The organism is Limnomicrobium aquaticum, assembly GCF_040545545.1.
In the GTDB taxonomy this organism is placed as follows: domain Bacteria; phylum Pseudomonadota; class Alphaproteobacteria; order Rhizobiales; family Rhizobiaceae; genus Ensifer_A; species Ensifer_A aquaticum.
In genome coordinates, this window is sequence record NZ_JBEPMB010000010.1 from 63,312 (window position 1) to 85,045 (window position 21,734).

A 21,734-nucleotide genomic window follows, 5' to 3' on the forward strand; every position below is an offset into this window, starting at 1 on the left:
GCTCCCTAGCGTTCACCTTGCGAGCCAGTCGGGCAATTCACCCTCCGACGGCCAATCGTCGTCAGAAATCTGCGGTCCATCGGGGAGTTCCGGCTGCTCTCGTCCGTTCGCGAGGAAATCTTCACTGAGGCCGCGCGCGCGATTGCAGCTTTCAGGGACGCCCAAGGGTCATCATCGGCCACTTGAGGCTCGGTCAAAGCGACATCGCGATCCTGAGTTTTCTTACTGGATTCGATAACGGTCATCCCTCTCCTCCGGATAAAAACAAAAGATATCCGCCTCGCAAAGGTCTTTCAATCCACCCCAACCCGCGTTGTCGGCACGCCTTGCGGCGCCAGCACCGGGACGAACACCCGGCGAGAGGCGCGGACCGCAACGGGCAGCCCCTGATAGAGCCGCTTGTGCGCCTCGATGATCACGACACCGGAAAAGGCGGGCCAGAGCTTGCGGCCGACAGTTTCCATGCCCTGCCACATTCCGAGCAGCGACCGCCGCGCGGCGGGCGGGAAGAACAGGGCCTCACTCATCGCGCCGGGCGTGAAATTCGTTTCGCGCAACAGGCCGATGAGCTGGCTGCGGGAATAGGGCCGCCCGGTTCCGAACGGCGTATTATCGAGCCGCGCCCAGAGCCCGCGCCGGTTCGGCACGACGATGACGAGGCGCCCGCCGGGGGCAAGCACGCGCCATAGCTCCTTCAGCGTCTCGCGCGGGCTTTCGGCAAATTCCAGCGAATGCACCATCAGCACGCGGTCGATGGCCGCATCGGGAAGCGGCAATTCCTCGTCAAAGACGAGCGCTGCGGCAGAAAGGCCCGGAACCGGCCAGTTCACCGCCCCCTGCCCTGCCGGCATGAAGGCGAAGGTACGTTCCGCTCCGGCCTTGAAACGATCAAGATAGGGCAGCGCATAGCCGAGCCCCATCAACCGTTCGTCGGGCACGCCCTGCCAGATTGCAGAGAGCGCCATGGTGATGGACTGCTCCGCCATCCGCCCGACAGGCGACAGGTAGAATTCTCTCAAATCGACGATATCGGCATACATGAAACGATTGTTACCAGCTGACGGGTGGACATCAAGCGTCGAGCGACTAGATTCAGAGATAAGGTCAACAACCGGGAAAACCAAATGACAGCGCTGGATATCGATCTCTTCCCCTGCCTCTCGGACAATTTCGGCGTCCTCATCCACGATCCGGAAACCGGCCAGACGGCCGCCATCGACGCACCGGAAGAAGGCCCGATCCTCGAAGCCTTGGAAAGGCGCGGCTGGACGCTGAGCCATATCTTCATCACGCATCACCATCACGACCACGTCGGTGCCATCGCCCCACTTTCGGCCCGTTTCAAGCTTGATGTGATCGGCCCCGAAGGCGAGAAGGACAAGATTGCAGGCCTCACGCACACCGTCGAGGATGGCGAGCGATTCGAATTCGCGGGCCACCCGGTTGAGGTGATCCTGACACCCGGCCACACGCTCGGCCATATCTGCTACCACCTGCCCGAAGACAAACTGCTCTTTGCCGCAGATACGCTCTTCGCGCTCGGCTGCGGCCGCGTCTTCGAAGGTACGATGGAGCAGATGCACAATTCGCTCCAGCGGCTCGGCCAGTTGCCGGACGACACGACCGTCTATTTCGGGCACGAATACACACTCTCCAACGCCCGCTACGCGCTGACGGTGGAGCCGGAAAACCCGACGCTGGTGGCCCGCGCCGAGGAGATTTCCGAACTGCGTGACAAGAACCGTTTCACCGCACCGACAACGATCGCGCTGGAAAAGCTGACGAACCCCTTCCTGCGCGCGAAGGATGCGGCGAAATTCGCCGAAATCCGCAAGGGCAAGGACAATTTCAAGTGAGTGTTGCGAACATGAAGCCCGCCGACATCATCCAGGCGCTGAACATGGAGCGTCATCCGGAAGGTGGGTGGTATGTCGAGACTTTCCGCGATTCGGCAGGCGGCCCCCGCGGCCATTCCACCGCAATTTACTATCTGCTGGAAAAGGGTGAGCGCTCGCATTGGCACAAGGTGACGGATGCCAGCGAAGTCTGGCTCTATCATGCGGGCGCGCCGCTGACGCTGTCCCTTTCGGAACATGGCAAAACGATCGAGACCTACAGCCTCGGCCCCGACGTTGTTGCAGGCGAGCGACCGCAGGTCGTGGTACCGGCCGGCTGGTGGCAATCGGCGGAACCGACAGGCGATTTCACGCTCGTCAGCTGCACGGTCGCTCCTGGCTTCACCTTCGACAGCTTCGAAATGGCCCCGCCGGACTGGCGGCCGGGTCCGTAACTCCTATGTAGCAGCGCGGCGCTTGAAGATCATGTCGCGCGCCGCGATGATCGCGCCGGCAGTGATCAGCAGCCCCGCGCCAGCAATCCGCCAGGACGGCTCGGCAAAGCCGCCGAGGATCAGCGCGCCAGTCGACAAGAGCGGCGCGGCATAGCTGGCAGCACCGAGCAGCTGGATATCGCCCTTCTTCACCCCGTAATCCCAGGTGTAGAAGGCAAGCCCGACCGGAAAGAGGCCAAGCCCGATCACGGCGACCCATTGGCTTGTCGTTTCCGGCCAGACCGTCTGTTCGAGCGCCAGATGGCTGATCAGCGAGAGCGCCGAGGTGGCAAGGCAAAAGGCCGTCACCGCATCCGTCGGCACCGAGCCGAATTTCCGCGACATCAGCGAATAGACCGCCCAGGTGAAGGCGCACAGGAAAGCCATGACATAGCCGAGCGTATAGGCACCCTCGAAGGAAAGGCCGTTGCGCGAGACGATGAGGAAGGAGCCGGAAAGCCCCAGCATCGCGCCGATGACATGATGCGGCCTCAGCCGCTCGCCCGGCAGCAGCGCGGAGCCCAGCACGATGAAGAGCGGCCAGAGATAGGCAATGAGCCCGGCCTCCGCCGGCGGCGCGTTGCGCAGCGCGGTGAAATAGAGAAAGTGATAGCCGAAAAGCCCGGCAATGCCTGTCAGCCAGACCGGCCAGGGTTGCCGAAATGCGGCAATGCGGGAGGGCTTTGCCGCCAGCATGATCAGCCCCGGTAGACTGCCGATCAGAAAGGTCACGGCGGCAAGCTGGAAAGGCGGCATCTTGCCCGAAGCCGCCGTCATTAGCGCCAGCAGCGACCACATGAGAATGGCGGTAAACCCGATGAGGGTAGCGCGGGATTTCATCGGCTCGTCTCCGGCCTGCGGCCGGAAAAGCCAGCCGTCAGGCACCAAATCGGGTTGCAGCGATCTCGACTGATCCGAACCCTGTCGGCACGAGGATCTTCACCGGCGCATATACATCCGCAACCGGAGATTTGGCAAACCAGATCTCCATATCCTTGAGCTTGGCGACATATTCCATGTCGCTCTTGCCCTTGCGATAGCCGGCCTTCAGTCCGATCCTGAAACCGCAGACATGCGCTTCGAGCTTTTCGCGCCCGTTGCTATAGGTCTTCACACCCTTGTCGGTCAGCTGAAAATCCGTCCGTGCCTCGCCGTCAAAGACGGGAATGGTCGCGGCGCATGGATTGGTATCCGCCGGCAGGATCAGACCGGACAACGGATCGACCGCACGGGCGATATCGGCAGGCGTGACCGGCACCCAATTGGCCGGCGGATTGAGCGGCGGCTCTGCCTGGAACGACTTCACGCCCCCGCCGGCAAACGACACCTGATAGACCTTGTGGGCCGTGCCCGCGACATAGTCGGACCGGTAGCTCTCGGCGACGAAATTGTCGCCCTTGAGTTTGCCCGACACATTGGCCGTGCCCTCGACCTTTCTGAACAGGCGGGCAAGGCCGGTTGTCTTGAACTGACCCTGAATCTGGAAGTCCTTGCCGGCGATTTCGGTGCGGAAGGAAGCCTTGGCGAGGCTCAGGCCCGAAAGCGTGATCGAATAATCGGTCACATGGCTGATGGTCGCCGCCGGCAGGGCTGAATTCAAAGGTGCGGCAACACCAAGTGCGGACAGGGCAAGCAAGGCCAGACGGGCCGGGCGATAAAGGGCAATCACGCGTATCTGATCCATGGTTTCAAACCGAAAAGGAGGAAAACGATCCGGAAGCGATCCTCTCACCGGCCCGCTGAATGCCGGCTGAACGATCTCGTCGGCAGATATCAGGCCTGAATTTCGGCCTTTTCATGAGGTTTGGCTTGACGTGTGTCCGCCGTATGACTATAGAACCGCAACTTTCCAATCACGGCCAGATGGAAAAAGCCGTTCCGGCAACGGAAACCTTTTGCCCGGCCGCACGAAAAACATAGGGTGTAACCATGTCGCGCAGCTGCGAATTGACCGCCAAGGGCGTCCAGGTTGGCAACAACGTCAGCCATGCAAACAACAAGACGAAGCGCCGCTTCCTGCCGAACCTCGTCAACGTGACGCTGATTTCGGATGCACTCGGCCAGAGCTTCCGCCTGCGCGTTTCCGCTGCAGCGCTCCGCTCTGTCGAGCATCGCGGTGGCCTTGATGCCTTCCTCGCCAAGGCAAACGAAAACGAACTCAGCATGCGCGCCCGCCTGCTGAAGCGCCAGATCGCCAAGAAGCTCGCTGAAGCTGCTTGATCGACTGAGCTTTGAAATTTCTGGCAAAGGCTTGGATGCCCCGCATCCGAGCCTTTTGTCATGAATGAGACCTCGTCGGTCTCCCCACATCACATTGTCGTTCCTCCAACTGGTGGCATCACCCAGGATAAAAAAATGCTGATAGACAAGCGTACTCTGCCCTATGTGGCCCTGATGACCCTCGTGGTCGTCGCCTCCAACTATCTCGTCCAGTTCCCGTTCAACGCGACGCTCTTCGGCATCAATCTCGCCGACCTGCTGACCTATGGGGCCTTCACCTATCCCTTCGCCTTTCTGGTCACCGACCTGACGAACCGGCAGTTCGGCACGTCGGCTGCGCGCAAGGTGGTTGCCGTCGGCTTTGCCGTTGCGGTTTTCTTCTCCATCTTCGCCTCCACCCATCGCATCGCGATTGCCTCGGGAACGGCCTATCTGGTCGGCCAGCTTCTGGACATAACCGTATTCAACCACCTGCGCCGCCTGTCCTGGTGGAAGGCGCCGCTGGTTGCCAGCCTGCTTGGCTCGGCCATCGACACGGTCATCTTCTTCTCGCTGGCCTTCGCACCGATCTTCGCCTTCATCGGCCCGAATGACGACTTCGCCACCGGCTGGTCCTCCATCCTCGGCGTCTTTGCAACGGAAGCCCCGCGCTGGATCTCCTGGCTGATCGGCGACTTCGTGGTGAAGCTCATCTGCGGCGTGGTGCTGCTGCTGCCCTACGGCGCCTTCATCTCGGTGGTGAAGCCGATGCCGGCAGCTGCGAAGGCCTGAAACAGCCATCGAGCGCGCGTCTCCCCACACCGTCATACCGGACTATATCCGGCATCCAGCCAGCCCGCGTCTGCGGGCTGAAGGACTCTTGGAAGTCAGAGTCTCTGCAACATGAGAGTATTCCGCGCGTTGGATAACGGGTCGAGCCCGGTATGACGGAGAGGTAGGAGGGCTTCGCGCAGCTCTCAAAGCTTCCGCCCCCCCGATGCCCTCAATCCTTCAGCCGGAACTCCAGCATGAGATTGCTCTGCAGGAAGGAATTATTATCGTCGGAGACGAGGATCAGATGCGTCGAACCGTCGGCAGCGCGGAAGGCGTCGACGCCTTCCATATTGTCGATCCGATAGCTCGAATCGGCCACCATCAGTTCTTCGCCATCCACCGTCGCATCGGGCTTGATATCATCGGCGCGGATCAGCCTGAGCCGCATCGCAACACCCTGCAACAGGCTGAAGCTGCGCTCCAGCAGCACGAGATCGCCACTCGGCAGGAAGGTGCCATCGCTGATGTCGAAAGAGCCGTGACGCCGGACATAGAAAATGCCCTTGCGCGGTCCCTCAAGCACGGCCGCATAATTGTCGCCCGCCGCATTCAGGCTCTCTTCCGCCACGATGACCGGCGCTCCGGCCAGAGGTCCGTCGGTAGGGGCAACAACGACCGTTTCGAGGCTCTTGTTCGCCTTCAGCCGCGCATCCGGGATGAGCTTCGACAGCGTCCGTTTCGGCGGCGAGGTCGCAAAGCCGGGGTCGGGATAGACGTCGACGCGGTGAACACGCTCGAAACTCACCAGCACCTCGCCCGGCCGAAACGCCAGGCTTTCGGCATCGACCATCTGCTTGCGCGCGTCCGGCTTGCCGGATTTTGTCAGCATCGGCGTCACATCGACATCCGTGATCCCGGCGAGACGACCGGCGGCATCACGCACCAGCGAACCGCTGATCCAGTCGCCATTGTCGATCACCCCGACAAAATGCATCTGACCCGGCCGCAGACGTATGGAAGACCAGCCGCCGAAATTCGGGTCCGACGATTTCATGACCAGACCGCCGAGGAATTCGAGACGGCCGAAGATGGTCTCGGAACTCTTCCCGCGAAAAGTCTCGATCCGCTCGCTCGTCACCATGACGGGAGCGGAAAATACCGGGCCAGCCAGCAAGGCGAAGATAGCAACGGAGGACAAGAACCATTTCGGCAAATCAGAACGTCCTTGTCCGTGGTACGACGTGTTACGCGGTCAATCAGCCTGCGCGGCGCAAACCGCGCCGGCCGCTACCACCCGCTTCGCTCTCGTCTGCAAAGAGTGCCGCCAGCTGCTCGGTCATGGCGCCGGCAAGCTCGTCCGCATCCACGATGGTCACGGCCTTGCGATAATAGCGCGTCACGTCGTGACCGATGCCGATAGCGAGCAGTTCGACCGGCGACTTCGTCTCGATCTGTTCGATGACGGCGCGCAGGTGCCGCTCGAGATAATTGCCGGGGTTCACCGAGAGCGTCGAATCGTCGACCGGCGCACCATCCGAGATCATCATCAGGATACGGCGCTGCTCGGGCCGGGCGAGAAGACGGTTATGCGCCCAGATCAGCGCCTCGCCGTCGATGTTTTCCTTGAGCAGGCCTTCGCGCATCATGAGGCCCAGATTGGCCCGCGCGCGCCGCCACGGCGTCGCCGCCGACTTGTAGATGATGTGGCGGAGATCGTTGAGGCGGCCGGGCGTCACCGGCTTGCCGTCGGCCAGCCACTTCTCGCGCGACAGACCGCCCTTCCACGCCTTGGTGGTAAAGCCGAGGATTTCGACCTTCACGCCGCAGCGCTCCAGCGTGCGCGCCAGGATATCGGCGCAGGTGGCGGCCACCGTGATCGGCCGACCACGCATCGAGCCGGAATTGTCGATGAGCAGAGTCACGACCGTATCGCGGAACTTGGTGTCGCGCTCCTGCTTGAAGGAGAGCGGCTGCATCGGGTCGATGACCATGCGCACCAGCCGCGCCGGGTCGAGATAGCCCTCTTCCAGATCGAAGTCCCAGGAGCGGTTCTGCTGCGCCATCAGGCGGCGCTGCAGGCGGTTGGCAAGACGGCCCACCGCGCCCTGAAGATGCGCCAGCTGCTTGTCGAGGAAGGCGCGCAGGCGCAAGAGTTCCGATTCGTCGCACAGCTCTTCCGCCGGGATTTCCTCATCGAATTCCTGCGTGAAGACCTTGTAGTCGACCTTGTCGTTAAAATCGTCGAAGGGGCTCATCGGCCGCTTCATTTCGCCGGGCGTTTCGCTGTCCTCGTCGCCGTCGTCGCTCATGTCGTCGTCGGAGATTTCCGCGCCGTCCATCTCGCCGTCGTCCAGCTGTTCGTCCGAGGTCTCGCTGTCCTCGGACGGGGCGGCATCGTCGCCGGCCTCTTCCTCGACATTGTCCTGATTTTCCTCGTCGCTGCGCGGGCTATCGTCCTCGGAGGAATTGTCCTCGTCGTTATTGTCTTCCGTGTCGTTGTCGCCGTAATTCTCGGCCATTTCCATCGAGGTCAGCAGATTGCGCACGAGCTTGGCAAAGGCCTGCTGGTCTTCGATCGCCGACGGCAGCTTGTCGAGATCGACCGCGCCCTTTTCTTCCAGAAATTCGCGCCACAGATCAAGCACCGGACCAGCCTCAGCCGGCGTCTTGCGCCCCGTCAGCCGCTCGCGCACCAGAAGTGCAACGGCATCATGGATCGGCGCATCCTCACGCCGCGTCACGGTGCGATAGTTGGACTTCGCCAGACGGTCGGAGAGCACGACATCGAGATTGTCGCCCATGCCCGCCATGCGGTTGGAGCCGATCGCCTCCACACGGGCCTGCTCGACGGCATCGAACACGGCCTTGGCATCCTCGCCCTGCGGCGACATGACGGCATGAACCTTGGCATTGTGGCAGGCCTTGCGAAGCGCCATGGAATCGCCAAGACCGCGCGTCATCGACACATCGTGCGCGGTCGGACGCTTGGAAAGCTCGGGCAGGCGCATGCGGTCGCCGGCAAAGCCGGGCCGCTCGCTCGAAAAGACAACCTCGATCTCCGGGCTGCCGGCAACCGCGCGGATGCAGCCCGTGATCGCCTGCCGCAACGGCTCGGTATCAACCCCGCCGCCCGGTTTGGCCTTCGAATTGTCGCCTCTGCCTGCCATCGTTCAGATCCCTCAAGCGGTCAGAACGATATTGGCAGCGCTTTCCTTGAGCTCGACGCCAAAGGCGCGCTGGTAATGTTCAGCCACCAGCGTCCGCTCCAGCTCGTCGCACTTGTTGAGGAAGGTGAGGCGGAAGGCAAAAGCGACATCGCCGAAGATTTCCGCATTTTCCGCCCAGGTGATGACAGTGCGCGGGCTCATGACGGTCGACAGATCACCGTTGATGAAGGACGCACGCGTCAGATCGGCCACGCGGACCATCTTGGAAACCGTGTCACGGCCGTTCTTCTCGCGGAAGCTCTTCACCTTGGCGAGAATGATATCGACTTCCTGCTCATGCGGCAGGTAGTTCAACGTGGTGACGATCGACCAGCGGTCCATCTGCGCCTGGTTGATCTGCTGCGTGCCATGATAGAGGCCCGTCGTGTCGCCGAGGCCGACCGTGTTGGCGGTCGCAAACAGGCGGAAGGCGGGGTGCGGACGAATGACGCGGCTCTGGTCGAGCAGGGTCAGGCGGCCGGAGGACTCCAGCACGCGCTGGATGACGAACATCACGTCCGGGCGGCCGGCGTCGTATTCGTCGAAGACGAGCGCGACATTGTGCTGGTAGGCCCAGGGCAGGATTCCGTCCTTGAACTCGGTGATCTGCTTGCCGTCCTTCAGGACGATCGCATCCTTGCCGACGAGATCGATACGGCTGACATGGCTGTCAAGATTGACGCGTACGCACGGCCAGTTGAGGCGGGCAGCAACCTGCTCGATATGGGTCGACTTGCCCGTGCCGTGATAGCCGGAGACCATCACGCGGCGGTTATGGGCAAAGCCTGCGAGAATGGCCAGCGTCGTGTCGCGGTCGAAGAGATAGTCCGGATCCAGATCGGGAACGTAGGGGTCACCTTGCGAATAGGCCGGGACCATCAGGTCGCTGTCGATGCCGAAAACCTTGCGAACCGAGACTTTGGTGTCAGGGAGGTTGGAAATTTCCAAATCGATCTTGCTCATTGCGTCTCCATCGCGGCGGACCCTGTCCGGCCGACCGCGCAAGGCCTTCCCTGGCGGCTTTGTTCAATCTTGTCCTATCTCGACGGGTTAGCAGAAACCCGCCTGCTTTAGCAACTGATAGGCCTGGACGACGGCGCGAAAACGCTCCTCCGATCCACGGTCGCCGCCATTTGCATCCGGATGATGCTTTTTGACAAGCTCTTTATAGCGCGACTTGATGTCTTCCGGCGTCGCATTTGCGGCAAGGCCCAGCGTCTCGAAGGCCTTGCCTTCCAGAGGCTTCAGTTTCTTCACCCGCGGCTCGAAACGCGGACCGCGCCCGCGCCCCTGCTCGACAAAGCCGAACGGGTCCTTCATGCGTGCCTGCGAAGCGGCAGAGCCTGAGCGGGTGGTCCCCTGCGTCGGTCCATGTTTGGCGTTCTTGTTGACGCCCACGGTCCAGGTCGGGCGATGGCCGGTGATCGCCTCTTTCTGGTAGCGCGCGATCTCGGTGTCGGAGAGACCCGAGAAGTAGTTGAAGCCCTTGTTGTATTTCTGAACGTGTTCGAAACAGAAGAGAAAATACTGCCCCTCCGCGTGACGCCCGACAGGCGCGCGGTGCTTTCCCGGTTCGTCACAGCCGTCCCACTGGCAGGAGGGAGCGGAAGGCTCCGGCCTCGCCTGGGCATGCTTGCGCGTGCGGATGCGATCAAAGTATTTGGAATCAAGTTTCATGAGGCGCTGAGTATGGGGTTTGAAAAGCCCCACAACAAGAATTGACAAGCAAGAATGTTGGTGGCCTTCTGGAACCCTTTTTCCCGCTTTGCAAGGGTAGATATGTCCGTTCAATCCGAGATTGAGGAACTGCTGGAAACACACTTCCAGCCAGAACGCCTCGCCGTGCTCAATGAAAGCGACCGCCACGCCGGTCATCGCCCGGAGGAAGAGGGTAATGAAACGCATATGCGCGTGCGCATCGTCTCCCCCGCATTCGCCGGCCTGACCCGCATCGCCCGCCATCGCGCCATCAACGATGCGCTGAAACCCGCCTTCGACAAGGGCCTGCATGCGCTGGCCATCGAGGCAGCCGCCCCCGGCGAGGCAACCCGGTGGTAACGCCCGCCGTGACGCGGCCGTCTTTTGCTGGTAATGCGCAGCCAGCAATGTAAATGTACAACACATGAGAGACGACAAGACAGTGCGTGACAAGCGCGGCTATCATCACGGCAATCTGCGCGAGGCGCTGATTGAGGCAGCACTCAAGCTCATCAACGAGCATGGCTCGGATGGCGTCACGCTGTCTGAGGCCGCACGTCTTGCCGGTGTCAGCGCCGCAGCCCCCTATCGCCATTTCAAGGACCGCAACAGCCTGATGACGGCGGTCGCCGAACAGGGCTTTTCGACCTTCGCCGAGGTTCTCGAAAAGGCCCGCGCCGTCACGCCCGGCAATCCGGTGAAATCCCTCCTGGCAATCGGCGAGGCCTATCTTGATTTCGCCCGCCGTGCGCCCGCCCATTACGCGGCGATGTTCGAGGCCGGTATCGCGCAAGGCTCGACGCCCGATCTTGCCCGCGAAAGCGCCCGCGCCTTCAACGTGCTGCGCGATGCCGCCGCCGACATACACGCCATCCTTCCCGCAGACCGCCGTGCCCCGGCGCTGATGATCGCGCTCCATATCTGGTCCCTGATCCACGGCATTTCTTCCCTCTTCCTGCGCGGCGACAATGCGCGGCGCAACCTGCCGGTCAAGCCGGAAGAACTGCTGGAATCCGGTGTCCTGATCTATCTCGACGGCCTCGGCTACGCGCCGCGCTGACAACAGCTGCAACCCACCCGATCAAATATTTTCGCCGCCTTCTTGACTTTCTCCCGCACTCCGCCAATCTATGTGAATGTTATTAACATTAACACCAACGGAGGCAGCGATGAGCATCGCCACCAAACTTGATGAAGTGGGACGTCCCGCATGGATCGTGGCGATGATTGCCGGCTTCATAATCTTCTGGCCGATTGGCTTGGCCATTCTGGCTTTCACCATATGGAGTGGACGAATGGGTTGCAGATCTTACGCATATGCCGGCTATCGTGACGAACGCCGCGCATGGAAGGAAGCATGGCGGGAACGCAAGCGCGAAATGCGCGAGATGTTCCGCTCCGAGCGCAACCGCTTCGGCGGCGCGATGAGCACCGGCAACAGCGCCTTCGACGACTACAAGGCCGAAACGCTTCGCCGCCTCGAAGAAGAACAGGCCGAGTTCAACGAGTTCCTCGAAAACCTGCGCCGATCCCGCGACAAGGCCGAGTTCGAGCAGTTCATGCAGAGCCGCCGCAACGCGACCACGCCGGCAACGACCGAGAACAACAACGGCGCGTCGAATGGCTCGAACAACCTTGAGCCATGGCGCGACCAGTCCGGCGAAAGCAACACGCCGAACTACTGACGATCGGTTTGAAATGACATGAAGAACGGCGTCGCTCTCAGGGCGGCGCCGTTTTCGCTTGTCGCCCTCACAGGAACAAATCGCGCGTACCCCGCGTTAGCCTCTCCGAATGTCGCAGGCTCAAGCGGCATTGTTCAGCGCAGCAGTGCGGAGGTAAAGACTATGCTGAAATGGGCTCTGATATTTCTCATCATTTCCGTCGTCGCCGGTCTTTTCGGCTTCACCGGCATTTCCGCGGCAGCAGGTGGCGTTGCGCGCATCCTGTTCTTTATCGCGATCGTGATCTTCCTGATCTTCGTGGTACTGGCCCTGCTCGGCATCGGCGCAGTCGCCTAAAAAGCGAGCTCGATCAGATATCGTCCTCGGCAGCGGGGCGGATGCGCAGCTTGGTGATCCGGTTGCGCTCCCGTTTCATCACGATGAAGCGCTTGCCGTAGAAGGTGAAGGCCTGCCGCTCGTCGGGGATGGATTTAGACTCGTGGATGACGAGGCCGGCAATGGTCGTTGCCTCCTCATCCGGCAGGTTCCATTCGAGCGCGCGATTGAGGTCGCGGATCGGAACGGACCCATCGACCACCATCGACCCGTCCGCTTCTTGGCGGACCCCCTGCATGTCGAGGTCGTATTCGTCGGAAATGTCGCCGACAATCTCCTCCAGAATATCTTCCAGCGTCACCAGACCCTGCACCTCGCCATATTCGTCTACGACGATGGCGAAGTGGCCCTTGCGGCGGAGAAACGCGTTGAGCTGGTCTTTCAGGTTCGTCGTATCCGGTACGAACCAGGGCTTTTGCGATAGCTTGACGATGTCGATCTTCGATGCGTCGGAATCGACATCGGCCATCGCCCGCAACAGGTCCTTGGCATGCAACACGCCGATGATGTTGTCCGTCGAACCGCGCCAGATCGGCATGCGCGTATAGGGACTGTCGAGGATGATGCGGACATTGATATCCACCGGATCGTCAGCATTGATCGCCCGCATCGCCACGCGATGCACCATGATGTCGGAAACTTCCAGTTCGCCGAGATCGAGCACGCCGCCGAGGCGGTCGCGGTCGGCCTTCACCACAGAGCCTTCCTTGTGAAGATAATCCACCGCGCCGCGCAATTCCTCATGCGCGGTCAGCATCGAGACTTCGCTGGAGAGCCTGACGCCGAAAAAGGCCAGGATCGCACGTACCAGCCAATTCACGGCCGCAGAGACGGGCCCAACGACCAGCACGAAGAGGCGAACCATCGGCGCAACAGCCAGCGCAAAGCGGTCAGGCCCGGCAATCGCCCAGCTTTTCGGCAGCACTTCGGAGAAAACAACGACGATGGCCGAGGTAACCAGCGTCGCAATTGCCACGCCGGAATCGCCGAACACATCGAGAAACAGGCTCGTCATGAGCGAGCCGGCCAGAATGTTGACGATCGTGTTGCCGATGAGCAGCGCACCAATCAACCGGTCGCGGCGCTCGATCAGATGCGTGACGATGCCGGCCCGCACCTCGCCATTGTTGCCGAGCGTGTGCATGCGCGATTTGGACGTCGCCGTTAAAGCGGTCTCCGACCCTGAGAAGAACCCCGACAGCAGCACCAGCGCAAGAATGCTGGCAATGCTGATCCAGTAATTTCCCAGAAACGTCAGGATCGCGTCGAACGTCATTGGCCGAGTTTCTCCTCCAGGAAGCGAACGACTTCCGATGCGGGGACGTCATCGGCAATGAAGGATTCACCGATGCCGCGTGTGAGGATGAAGGTGAGCTTGCCGCCCTTGACCTTCTTGTCCTGCGCAATCGCGTCCATCAGCCTGTCTACCGTGGGCATCTCGCCGGGGATATCTTGCAGGGTTGTCGGTAGGCCGACTTCCTTGAGGTGACGAATGACGCGCGCCGCCGCATCCGGGCTTGCGAGATTCATACGCGCCGAGAACTGATGCGCCAGCACCATGCCGATCGAAACGCCCTCGCCATGGACGAGGCGGGCGCTGTCATATTGCGTATAGGCTTCCAGCGCATGGCCAAACGTGTGGCCGAGATTGAGCAGCGCGCGAGCACCGTTTTCGCGCTCGTCGGCTGCCACGACATCGGCCTTGGCCTGACAGCTTGCCGCGACAGCCTCGATGCGAGCCTCGCCACCGGCAAACACATCGCGCCAGCTCTTCTCCAGCCAGGCAAAGAAATCAGGTTTGTCGATGAGGCCATATTTCGCGACTTCCGCATAGCCGGCGCGGAACTCGCGCGGGGTGAGCGTGTCGAGCACATCGGTGTCGGCCAGTACCAGATCCGGCTGATGGAAGACGCCGACAAGGTTCTTGCCATGGCGCGTGTTGATGCCAGTCTTGCCGCCAACAGAACTGTCGACCTGCGAAAGCAGCGAGGTCGGCACCTGGATAAAGCGTGAGCCGCGCCTTACGATCCCGGCCGCAAAGCCTGTCAGATCGCCGATGACCCCACCGCCCAAAGCAATCACGGCATCGCCACGCTCGATCCGCGCTTCGAGGACATGATCGACGACGCTGATCAGATGTTCGAAGCTCTTGGTCTTCTCGCCGGCCGGCAGCGTCAGTGACGTCGCCGTAAGCCCGGACTGACCGAGACTTTCCATGAAGGCCGGCAGATAGAGCGCGCCGACATTCTCATCGGTGATGATCGCTAGTTTACGACCCTTCAGCCGTGCGGAAATTTCGCGACCGGCGGACGCGATCAGGCCGGGGCCGATCAGGATGTCGTAGGATCGGTCCCCGAGCGGGACGCGAACGGTGCGTTTTGCTTCAGCCAGCATGATCGGCCTCTTGTATGGAGGCGGGAACGGCATGGGCGGCGACAGCCTCCAGCACCTCCCGCAGGATAACTTCCTTCTTGGCGTCGCGCGACATCACCTCGATATCAGCCTCGGCATAGATCGGGTAGCGCGCCGCCATGAGATTGGCGAGCGTTTCGCGCGGATTGGCGGTTTTCAGCAGCGGACGATTGTCGCGCTTGGACACACGCGCCCAGAGCGTTTCCAGGTCGGCATTGATCCAGACGGTCAGTGCGCCCATGTCGCGGATGACACGGCGGGTATTGTCGTTGATGAAGGCACCGCCGCCGGTGGAAATGACACGCGGCCCCGTTTTCAGCAGGCGCTCGATCACGCGCGTTTCCAGGGCCCGGAATTCCGGCTCGCCATAGGCGGCGAAAAGCTCGTTTATCGTCATGCGCGACACGCGCTCGATCTCATGATCGGAATCGACAAAAGGAATGTCCAGCGCCTGCGCCGCGATCTTGCCGATGGCGGACTTGCCGGCACCCATCAGCCCGACAAAGACGAGATCGCGCTTGCCCAGCGCCCGCCGTGCCAGCGTCACCACATCGTCGTCATGGATCACTTCGGACACGCTTCATCCTCAAGTCTTGCCGTCTCTTCAGTTCCTATCGGCAAAAGGACAGCAGGCGTCAAGTGCGCGTTGACCACTGTTGCCTAGCGTTACCTTGTGTTGTCGACCGGAAGGCCGCATATAGACAAGAACTCGAATCGCTTGCGGATAGCACATGCCCACTCTGTTCCGCCTCGTCCTTTGGTGCGCGATGATCGCCGGAACCGGCTATGCAATCCTCTATGTGCTGGCCTATGGCGTTCAGCCGACACCGCGCGAGGCCTATGTCAAAATCCCCTCCGAGCGCGTCAATGTTCAATCGACGGGGCAGTGATATGGCGGACCTCTCCGGTGCCCATGTCGAAGCCTTTCTGGAAATGATGAGCGCGGAACGGGGTGCTGCCCAGAACACACTCGCCTCCTACAAGCGCGACCTCGATGACGCCCGCGCCTTCATGAAACGGCGCGGCGTTGCGCTGACCGAGGCCGCCTCCGCCGATCTCTCCGCCTATCTGTCCGATTTGGCCGCTCAAGGCTTCGAAACCTCCTCGCAGGCCCGCAGGCTTTCGTCACTCCGGCAATTCTACAAGTTCCTCTATGCCGAAAACCTGCGCGGCGACGACCCGTCCGGCATTATCGATGCGCCGAAGAAGAACCGGCCGCTGCCGAAGATCCTGAACGAGGACACGGTCGGCAAGATGCTGACGCTGGCGGCGGAAGAGGCGCAACGCACCGGTCCCGGCCAGACCGACCGGCTGCGGATGGCCGCCCTTCTCGAGCTTCTCTACGCCACGGGAATGCGCGTCAGCGAACTCGTCTCGCTCCCCGCTCGCGTTTTGAACGGCGAAGGCCGCTTCCTGCTGATCAAGGGTAAGGGCAACAAGGAACGCATGGTGCCGCTCTCGCGGCCGGCCATTGCCGCGCTCGACGCCTATGGCGCGGCGCTCAAGGCGGAGTTCGCGGCCAAGGACGGCCCTGACAGCCCGTGGCTTTTCCCGGCCCGCAGCAAGGAGGGCTACCTGCCCCGCCAGGTCTTCGCCCGCGACCTCAAGGCGCTGGCCGCCCGCGCCGGCGTTCCGGCCGCCTCCGTCTCGCCGCATGTGCTGCGCCACGCCTTTGCCAGCCACCTCCTGCAGAACGGCGCGGACCTTCGCGCCGTGCAGGAATTGCTCGGTCATTCCGACATTTCGACCACGCAGATCTACACGCATGTGCTCGACGAACAGCTGCAGAAATTGGTCCACGAGCATCACCCCCTTGCAAAAAAGCCAAAAACCGACGATTAGGGTCCGCGTAACCTGAAGCTGCCAGCGCCGAGAGCGCGGCTCACGCGTGCGCCATGAAGCGACCGGAACGGATCAGATGCACAATTACCTCGACTTCGAGAAGCCGATCTCCGACCTGGAGGGCAAGATCATCGAGCTGAAGAAGCTCGCTGAACAGGACGACAGCGTCGACACGTCCGATGAAATCCAGAAGCTGGAAGCCCGCGCCCATGAGGCGATGGTGGAAATCTATGCCAAGCTTTCCGCATGGCAGAAGACGCAGGTGGCCCGCCATCCGCAGCGCCCGCATTTCGTCGACTATATGGAAGCGCTCTTCGAAGACTTCACGCCGCTTGCCGGCGACCGCGCCTTTGCCGAAGACGCCGCGATTCAGGCCGGCCTTGCCCGTTTCCGCGGCCAGCCCGTTGCTCTGATCGGCCAGGAAAAGGGCAACGATACGAAGTCGCGCATCAAGCACAATTTCGGCAGTCCGCGCCCTGAAGGCTATCGCAAGGCGATCCGCGTGATGGAACTGGCCGACCGTTTCGGCCTGCCGATCGTCTCGCTCATCGACACCGCCGGCGCCTATCCGGGTGTTGACGCCGAAGAACGCGGCCAGGCTGAGGCCATCGCCCGTTCCACTGAAATGTGCCTGAACGTCAAGGTCCCGGTCATCTGCATCGTGCTCGGCGAAGGCGGCTCGGGAGGCGCAATCGCCATTGCCACCGGCAACCGCGTCTATATGCTCGAACATGCGATCTACAGCGTGATCTCGCCGGAAGGTGCCGCCTCGATCCTCTGGCGCGATTCCGCCCGCGCCAAGGAAGCCGCGACCAGCATGAAGATCACGGCCGAAGACCTGAAGGGCCTCGGCGTGATCGACGGCATCATTCCTGAACCCGTCGGTGGTGCGCATCGCGATCCGGAAGCCGTGATTGCCGCAACGGGCGACGTGATTGCCCGCGCGCTCGCGGATCTCAAGAGCGTGAAGGACCTGCGCAAGCAGCGCCGCGAGAAGTTCCTGGCCATCGGCCGCAACCTCTAAGGAAGGGGCTCGATAGCCCCTTCTCCGCCCAAAGCGCCCAATAGGGATTGTCAGCCAGCGAACATTCATGTTTTAGCTGGTCACAGTCCTTCCACATTTGCCCAAACTTCAACACATTTGGGCTGTTTGCAGTGGATAAAGTTCGAATCCATCCTGCGGCGGTGCGTCCTGATAAGGTCCGCTTAACGATTTGTGAACTATAACAGGCTGCCGGTCTCCAGGCCGGGTGTCAGGCGTCAGTTTATCGAGCGGTGAAAATGCGGTTCAAAGCCTTTATCGTCATGGCCTTCGCGGCGACCATGCTTTCGGCGTGCCAGCAGGAAGACGTGCTGGACGTTTCGCGCCTCCACGGCAAGCCGGAGCTGCGCCTCACGAACGCGACACTCTCGCGCATGAAGGCGCTGAACATGGATCGGAATTCACCGATCATGATCCGCATTTTCAAGGAAGAAGGTGTGATGGAGGTCTGGAAGGCCAATACCTCCAACCGCTATGCACTCCTGAAAAGCTATCAGATCTGCGCCTGGTCGGGCATGCTCGGCCCGAAGACGAAGGAAGGCGACCGTCAGGCGCCGGAAGGCTTCTACGACATTACCAAGGCGCAGATGAACCCCAATTCGCGCTACTATCTCGCCTTCAACATCGGCTATCCCAACGCCTATGATCGCTCGCTCAACCGCGGCGGCACGAACCTCATGGTCCACGGCGCGTGCTCGTCCTCGGGCTGCTATTCGATGACGGATGCGCAGGTTCAGGAAATCTTCGCCCTGGCGAATGACGCCTTTGCAGGCGGCCAGGAGGCCTTCCAGATTCAGGCCCTGCCCTTCCGCATGACGGCCGAAAACATGGCGCGCCACAAGGCGAGCCCGAATATCGACTTCTGGAAAATGCTGAAGGTTGGCTACGACCAGTTCGAGATCAGCCACCGCCCGCCGGTCGTCAACGTCTGCAACCATGCCTATGTTTTCAATCAGGTCGCGGCCCCCGGCCAGAGCTTCAATCCGTCGGGCGCCTGCCCCGCCACCTCGACCCCGCCGGAAATGGCGCAGGCCTATGCGGCTTATCAGGCAAAGTACAACACGGACTATGCCGCGGCAGAGAAGAAATATGCAGGCTATATCTGGAATGAGCCGACCGAAGCGCAGCGCAAGGCCGCCGTCGCTGACCTGAAGAAGAAGAGCACCGACCTCGCCTTCGCCCCCACCGGCAACGGTCTTCAGGCCGGCAAGTTGGTAAAAATCGAGGAATTCCAGGCCGCTGAACAGCAGCGCGCCCAGACCGAGGCCGACAAGGCGCTTGCCGCCGCAGCCATCAAGGCCGTCGAAAAGACGAAGCGCGCGCCGGTTCCACAGGCCAACCCGCTGGCGCCTGCCGCCCAGCCGACCACGGCCAGCGTCGCCTCCAACGTGCCGGAAAACCGGCCCTTCTGGAAGCTCTGGAACTGACCGGCATGTCCGGTCAGGTGTCGTCTGACACGCCGTCTGATAAACCAGACCTGATCCTCGACCTCAAGGGCCTGAAATGCCCCCTGCCGGTCTTGCGCACCCGCAAGGCCCTGAAGCCTCTTGCCCCCGGCACCCTCATCGAACTCGAAACCACCGACCCGCTGGCCGGCCTCGACATCCCGCATATGTGCAACGAGGATGGCCACACGCTCGTCTCGTCGGAACGGACGGAGACGGGGCATCGGTTTCGGGTGCGGCGGGGTTAGGGACGTAATTCCAGCCCAACACCGTCCTCTAGAACTTCATCCCCGGCACCGCCAGCGGATTGTCCGTCAGCGCCGCGCGATCCGCCCCGCCCACACGGGGTTTCCCGATGAACGCATCAAACAACTCGCGCACGAAATGCTCGTCGAGATCCTTGGTAATCAGCACCAGCCGCGTGCGGCGATCCTCGCCGGGCCAGGCCTCCAGCCGCGCCGGCGGGTGGAGCGTCGATTGGGCGGCATGCAGAACAAGCGGCCGCGACGGATCGTCGGAGAGCATGACGATGGCCTTCATGCGTAACAGCTTCTCGCCATGGGCCGAGCGCAGGAGGTCCACGAACATGGCAACGGCGTTCCGGTCAATCGGCTGGTCATGCACGATGGAGAAGGAGCGGATGCTGGCGTCGTGGCGGTTCACGTCGTCATGATGATGGTGAAGATGGTGGCCATGGGCGTGATGGTCGTGGCCGTGGCCGTCATGGTGATGATGGCCGTGATCATGATGCGCGTGGTCATCGTGATGATGATCCTGCGCCTTGTCCTCGTCCGCCAGCCAACGCGCCACATCCGGGCTCTTGGCCGTCACGTCGAAATAACCGGCGCGCAGAAGGGCGGCCGTGCCCGCCTCCTCGCCATCGGCATCGACAATCCGCGCATTGGGATTGATCGCCACCAGCCGCGCGGCCAGCGCATTGACCTCGGACGGCTGCGCCATCGTCGTCTTGGACATCGCCAGCCGGTCAGCCACCGCCGCCTGCCGACGCGCCTCCTCGTGATTGTCGAGCGATCGCATGCCGTTCAGCGCGTCGATCACCGTCACGACGCCGTCGAGATGGAAATTCTGCGCCAGAACCGGGTTGCCGATGACCGATTGCAGCACCGGCACCGGATCGGCCAAGCCGGTCGTTTCGATGACGACGCGCGAGATCGGCTTCATCTTGCCCGTCTGCATCAGGTCGATGAAGGAGGCGAGCGTATCGACCAGTTCGCCGCGCACCGTGCAGCAGAGGCATCCGTCGGAGAGCTCCACCATCTGGTCGCCGGAGGTCTCGACCAGCATATGATCGATCCCGACATCGCCGAACTCGTTGATGATGACGGCGCAGTCCGAAAGCTGCCGATCCTTCAGCAGCCGGTTCAGCAGCGTCGATTTACCGGCGCCGAGAAAGCCGGTGATGATGGAAACGGGGATGCTGTTCACCGGCCTGCCCCGTCCTTATTCCTGCGACGGGCGCGGCGTCGGAACGGGCACGCGCTTGAGCTTCGGCCCACCATCGCCCTGTTCGATCCCGTCAACCTGCGCAGCGCCCGGCTCCGGCGGCAGAAGATCGGCAACGACAAAGCGCGGATCGTGATCCATCTCATGCAGATAGGCAGATTTGAGCTTCATCTTGCCTTCCTCGTCGCGCCCCTCGGATCGGATCTTGGCCGCCTTGGGGTTGCAGATCACGTCGCGGATATCGGCGACCTGATCGCGCGTCGAGCCGTAAGGCACGAGGCTCGACAGCGTGTCGCTGCCCGCCGAAGGTTTGGTAAGCCCCATCTGCAACAGGTCTGCCGCCTGGTCGGCGCGTCCGCCGAGACTGTCCGCGCCAAGAACCACGGCCACCACTGTGCGGCCGCCACGCGTCGCCGAGCCTATCTGGTTGAAGCCGGAGGAGCAGATGAAGCCCGTCTTCATCCCGTCCGCGCCATCGAAGCGGCCGATCAGGAGATTATAGTTCGTGTATTTCTTGGTGCCGTTGATGAACCCTTCCGTCGCGAAATAGCCGGCATATTCCGGGAAATCGCGGCGCAGCGCGACCGTCAGCACGGCGAGATCGCGCGCGGTCGTATACTGACCCGGCTCCGGCATACCATTGGCATTGACGAAATGGCTGGAGAACATGCCGAGCCGAGCCGCTTCCGCATTCATCATCGACACGAAATTATCGTCCGAACCGCCGACCGTCTCGCCAATCGCCATGGCGATATCGTTGGCGGATTTGACCAGCATGATCGTCAGCGCCGTATTCATGGTCATGCGCGCGCCGGGCTTGAAATACATCTTGCTCGGCTTCTGCGCAGCGGCCTGTTTCGACATGACAACCGGCGTGTCGAGGGTGATGCGGCCGCTCTTCAGCGCCTTGAAGGTGACGTAAGTGGTCATCAGCTTCGTGAGCGAAGCCGGATACCAGCGCTGGAAGGCTTCCTCGTGATAGATCACCTTGCCGGTCGCGACATCGACAACGATCTTCGGATTGGCAAGCGCATCCGCAGGCAGGGCCATCGTTGCCGCCAGAGCCAGCGCCACCGCGCCACCCATGATCTTCCGCAGGATGCCAACCGCTACCATGTGTGAAACTCCTTGAATTGATCGCCCGTCGCTCGAAACCTCGGGTCTCTTACCCTATATGGACGGGACGAGGAAAGGCCATTGATTGATTTGGCCTGCCGGTCCAAGATCGGCGGCATATTGATCTTGCCCGCCGCATAGCCACCA

Annotated in this window: 26 protein-coding genes; 13 read left to right on the forward strand and 13 right to left on the reverse strand. The window is 61.7% G+C overall.

What is annotated here, in order from left to right:
- Nucleotides 1-293 precede the first annotated feature (293 nt).
- A complete protein-coding gene (locus ABID16_RS21290) occupies nucleotides 294-1,040 on the reverse strand; it encodes a class I SAM-dependent methyltransferase (protein ID WP_354558388.1) in 747 nt (248 codons plus the stop codon).
- Nucleotides 1,041-1,124: 84 nt separating this feature from the next.
- On the opposite strand from ABID16_RS21290, the gene gloB reads away from it, so the two are divergent.
- Nucleotides 1,125-1,856, forward strand: coding sequence for a hydroxyacylglutathione hydrolase (gene gloB, locus ABID16_RS21295; RefSeq protein WP_354558389.1), 732 nt, complete (start codon nucleotides 1,125-1,127; stop codon nucleotides 1,854-1,856).
- 11 nt (nucleotides 1,857-1,867) lie between these two features.
- Entirely contained in the window at nucleotides 1,868-2,290 is a 423-nt protein-coding gene (locus tag ABID16_RS21300; protein WP_354558440.1) for a cupin domain-containing protein, read from the forward strand.
- A gap of 3 nt (nucleotides 2,291-2,293) precedes the next feature.
- Here the strand turns inward: ABID16_RS21300 and yddG are convergent, their stop codons facing one another.
- Both yddG and ABID16_RS21310 read right to left on the reverse strand, forming a co-directional pair.
- A complete protein-coding gene (gene yddG, locus ABID16_RS21305; RefSeq protein ID WP_354558390.1) occupies nucleotides 2,294-3,169 on the reverse strand; it encodes an aromatic amino acid exporter YddG in 876 nt (291 codons plus the stop codon).
- Nucleotides 3,170-3,206: 37 nt separating this feature from the next.
- A complete protein-coding gene (locus ABID16_RS21310) occupies nucleotides 3,207-4,013 on the reverse strand; it encodes a DUF3108 domain-containing protein (RefSeq protein WP_354558391.1) in 807 nt (268 codons plus the stop codon).
- Between the two features lie 245 nt (nucleotides 4,014-4,258).
- On the opposite strand from ABID16_RS21310, the gene rpmB reads away from it, so the two are divergent.
- Both rpmB and ABID16_RS21320 read left to right on the forward strand, forming a co-directional pair.
- Complete coding sequence (gene rpmB / locus ABID16_RS21315; protein WP_109856484.1) at nucleotides 4,259-4,549, forward strand: 50S ribosomal protein L28; 291 nt, start codon at nucleotides 4,259-4,261, stop codon at nucleotides 4,547-4,549.
- 135 nt (nucleotides 4,550-4,684) lie between these two features.
- Nucleotides 4,685-5,320 carry a queuosine precursor transporter gene (locus ABID16_RS21320; RefSeq protein ID WP_354558392.1) on the forward strand — a complete coding sequence of 212 codons (636 nt, stop codon included), beginning with the start codon at nucleotides 4,685-4,687 and terminating at the stop codon, nucleotides 5,318-5,320.
- 211 nt (nucleotides 5,321-5,531) lie between these two features.
- On the opposite strand, the gene ABID16_RS21325 is transcribed toward ABID16_RS21320, so the two are convergent.
- The 4 genes from ABID16_RS21325 to ABID16_RS21340 form a co-directional block, all read right to left on the reverse strand.
- A complete protein-coding gene (locus ABID16_RS21325; RefSeq protein ID WP_354558393.1) occupies nucleotides 5,532-6,500 on the reverse strand; it encodes an esterase-like activity of phytase family protein in 969 nt (322 codons plus the stop codon).
- A gap of 58 nt (nucleotides 6,501-6,558) precedes the next feature.
- Nucleotides 6,559-8,469 carry a cobaltochelatase subunit CobT gene (cobT, locus tag ABID16_RS21330; RefSeq protein ID WP_354558394.1) on the reverse strand — a complete coding sequence of 637 codons (1,911 nt, stop codon included), beginning with the start codon at nucleotides 8,467-8,469 and terminating at the stop codon, nucleotides 6,559-6,561.
- 12 nt (nucleotides 8,470-8,481) lie between these two features.
- Nucleotides 8,482-9,471 (reverse strand): cobaltochelatase subunit CobS, encoded by a 990-nt coding sequence (gene cobS, locus ABID16_RS21335; protein ID WP_354558395.1) that lies wholly within the window; start codon nucleotides 9,469-9,471, stop codon nucleotides 8,482-8,484.
- A gap of 87 nt (nucleotides 9,472-9,558) precedes the next feature.
- Nucleotides 9,559-10,185 carry a J domain-containing protein gene (locus ABID16_RS21340; RefSeq protein WP_354558396.1) on the reverse strand — a complete coding sequence of 209 codons (627 nt, stop codon included), beginning with the start codon at nucleotides 10,183-10,185 and terminating at the stop codon, nucleotides 9,559-9,561.
- A gap of 102 nt (nucleotides 10,186-10,287) precedes the next feature.
- Here ABID16_RS21340 and ABID16_RS21345 point away from each other — a divergent pair, with 102 nt between their 5' ends.
- The gene (locus ABID16_RS21345; protein ID WP_354558397.1) at nucleotides 10,288-10,566 is read left to right on the forward strand and encodes a BolA family protein; all 279 of its coding nucleotides are present in this window, start codon (nucleotides 10,288-10,290) and stop codon (nucleotides 10,564-10,566) included.
- 64 nt (nucleotides 10,567-10,630) lie between these two features.
- Nucleotides 10,631-11,266, forward strand: a complete 636-nt coding sequence (locus ABID16_RS21350) for a TetR/AcrR family transcriptional regulator (protein ID WP_354558398.1) — start codon at nucleotides 10,631-10,633, stop codon at nucleotides 11,264-11,266.
- Nucleotides 11,267-11,287: 21 nt separating this feature from the next.
- On the opposite strand, the gene ABID16_RS21355 is transcribed toward ABID16_RS21350, so the two are convergent.
- Entirely contained in the window at nucleotides 11,288-11,473 is a 186-nt protein-coding gene (locus tag ABID16_RS21355) for a hypothetical protein (protein ID WP_354558447.1), read from the reverse strand.
- Between ABID16_RS21355 and ABID16_RS21360 the strand changes: the two genes are divergently transcribed.
- The gene (locus tag ABID16_RS21360) at nucleotides 11,430-11,891 is read left to right on the forward strand and encodes a DUF2852 domain-containing protein (RefSeq protein ID WP_354558441.1); all 462 of its coding nucleotides are present in this window, start codon (nucleotides 11,430-11,432) and stop codon (nucleotides 11,889-11,891) included. The genes ABID16_RS21355 and ABID16_RS21360 overlap by 44 nt on opposite strands.
- A gap of 162 nt (nucleotides 11,892-12,053) precedes the next feature.
- A complete protein-coding gene (locus ABID16_RS21365) occupies nucleotides 12,054-12,227 on the forward strand; it encodes a DUF1328 domain-containing protein (RefSeq protein WP_354558399.1) in 174 nt (57 codons plus the stop codon).
- 13 nt (nucleotides 12,228-12,240) lie between these two features.
- On the opposite strand, the gene ABID16_RS21370 is transcribed toward ABID16_RS21365, so the two are convergent.
- The 3 genes from ABID16_RS21370 to ABID16_RS21380 are packed head-to-tail and all read right to left on the reverse strand — an operon-like array spanning nucleotide 12,241 to nucleotide 15,255.
- Nucleotides 12,241-13,542, reverse strand: coding sequence for an HlyC/CorC family transporter (locus ABID16_RS21370; protein WP_354558400.1), 1,302 nt, complete (start codon nucleotides 13,540-13,542; stop codon nucleotides 12,241-12,243).
- Nucleotides 13,539-14,660 carry a 3-dehydroquinate synthase gene (gene aroB, locus ABID16_RS21375; RefSeq protein WP_354558401.1) on the reverse strand — a complete coding sequence of 374 codons (1,122 nt, stop codon included), beginning with the start codon at nucleotides 14,658-14,660 and terminating at the stop codon, nucleotides 13,539-13,541. The genes ABID16_RS21370 and aroB overlap by 4 nt, the downstream gene beginning before the upstream one ends.
- Nucleotides 14,650-15,255 (reverse strand): shikimate kinase, encoded by a 606-nt coding sequence (locus ABID16_RS21380; RefSeq protein WP_354558402.1) that lies wholly within the window; start codon nucleotides 15,253-15,255, stop codon nucleotides 14,650-14,652. The genes aroB and ABID16_RS21380 overlap by 11 nt, the downstream gene beginning before the upstream one ends.
- 154 nt (nucleotides 15,256-15,409) lie before the next feature.
- Between ABID16_RS21380 and ABID16_RS21385 the strand changes: the two genes are divergently transcribed.
- The 5 genes from ABID16_RS21385 (at nucleotide 15,410) to ABID16_RS21405 (ending at nucleotide 19,255) form a co-directional block, all read left to right on the forward strand.
- Nucleotides 15,410-15,568, forward strand: coding sequence for a hypothetical protein (locus ABID16_RS21385; protein WP_354558403.1), 159 nt, complete (start codon nucleotides 15,410-15,412; stop codon nucleotides 15,566-15,568).
- A 1-nt stretch (nucleotide 15,569) separates the two neighbouring features.
- Complete coding sequence (xerD, locus tag ABID16_RS21390) at nucleotides 15,570-16,520, forward strand: site-specific tyrosine recombinase XerD (protein ID WP_354558404.1); 951 nt, start codon at nucleotides 15,570-15,572, stop codon at nucleotides 16,518-16,520.
- A 76-nt stretch (nucleotides 16,521-16,596) separates the two neighbouring features.
- Nucleotides 16,597-17,544, forward strand: a complete 948-nt coding sequence (locus tag ABID16_RS21395) for an acetyl-CoA carboxylase carboxyltransferase subunit alpha (RefSeq protein ID WP_354558405.1) — start codon at nucleotides 16,597-16,599, stop codon at nucleotides 17,542-17,544.
- A 257-nt stretch (nucleotides 17,545-17,801) separates the two neighbouring features.
- Nucleotides 17,802-18,989 carry a L,D-transpeptidase family protein gene (locus tag ABID16_RS21400; RefSeq protein ID WP_354558406.1) on the forward strand — a complete coding sequence of 396 codons (1,188 nt, stop codon included), beginning with the start codon at nucleotides 17,802-17,804 and terminating at the stop codon, nucleotides 18,987-18,989.
- Nucleotides 18,990-18,994: 5 nt separating this feature from the next.
- Nucleotides 18,995-19,255 carry a sulfurtransferase TusA family protein gene (locus ABID16_RS21405; protein WP_354558407.1) on the forward strand — a complete coding sequence of 87 codons (261 nt, stop codon included), beginning with the start codon at nucleotides 18,995-18,997 and terminating at the stop codon, nucleotides 19,253-19,255.
- Between the two features lie 28 nt (nucleotides 19,256-19,283).
- Here the strand turns inward: ABID16_RS21405 and ABID16_RS21410 are convergent, their stop codons facing one another.
- Nucleotides 19,284-20,453 (reverse strand): CobW family GTP-binding protein, encoded by a 1,170-nt coding sequence (locus tag ABID16_RS21410; protein WP_354558408.1) that lies wholly within the window; start codon nucleotides 20,451-20,453, stop codon nucleotides 19,284-19,286.
- A gap of 15 nt (nucleotides 20,454-20,468) precedes the next feature.
- On the reverse strand, nucleotides 20,469-21,587 hold the full coding sequence (locus ABID16_RS21415; RefSeq protein WP_435532458.1) for a D-alanyl-D-alanine carboxypeptidase family protein: 1,119 nt from the start codon (nucleotides 21,585-21,587) through the stop codon (nucleotides 20,469-20,471).
- Between the last annotated feature and the right edge of the window lie 147 nt (nucleotides 21,588-21,734).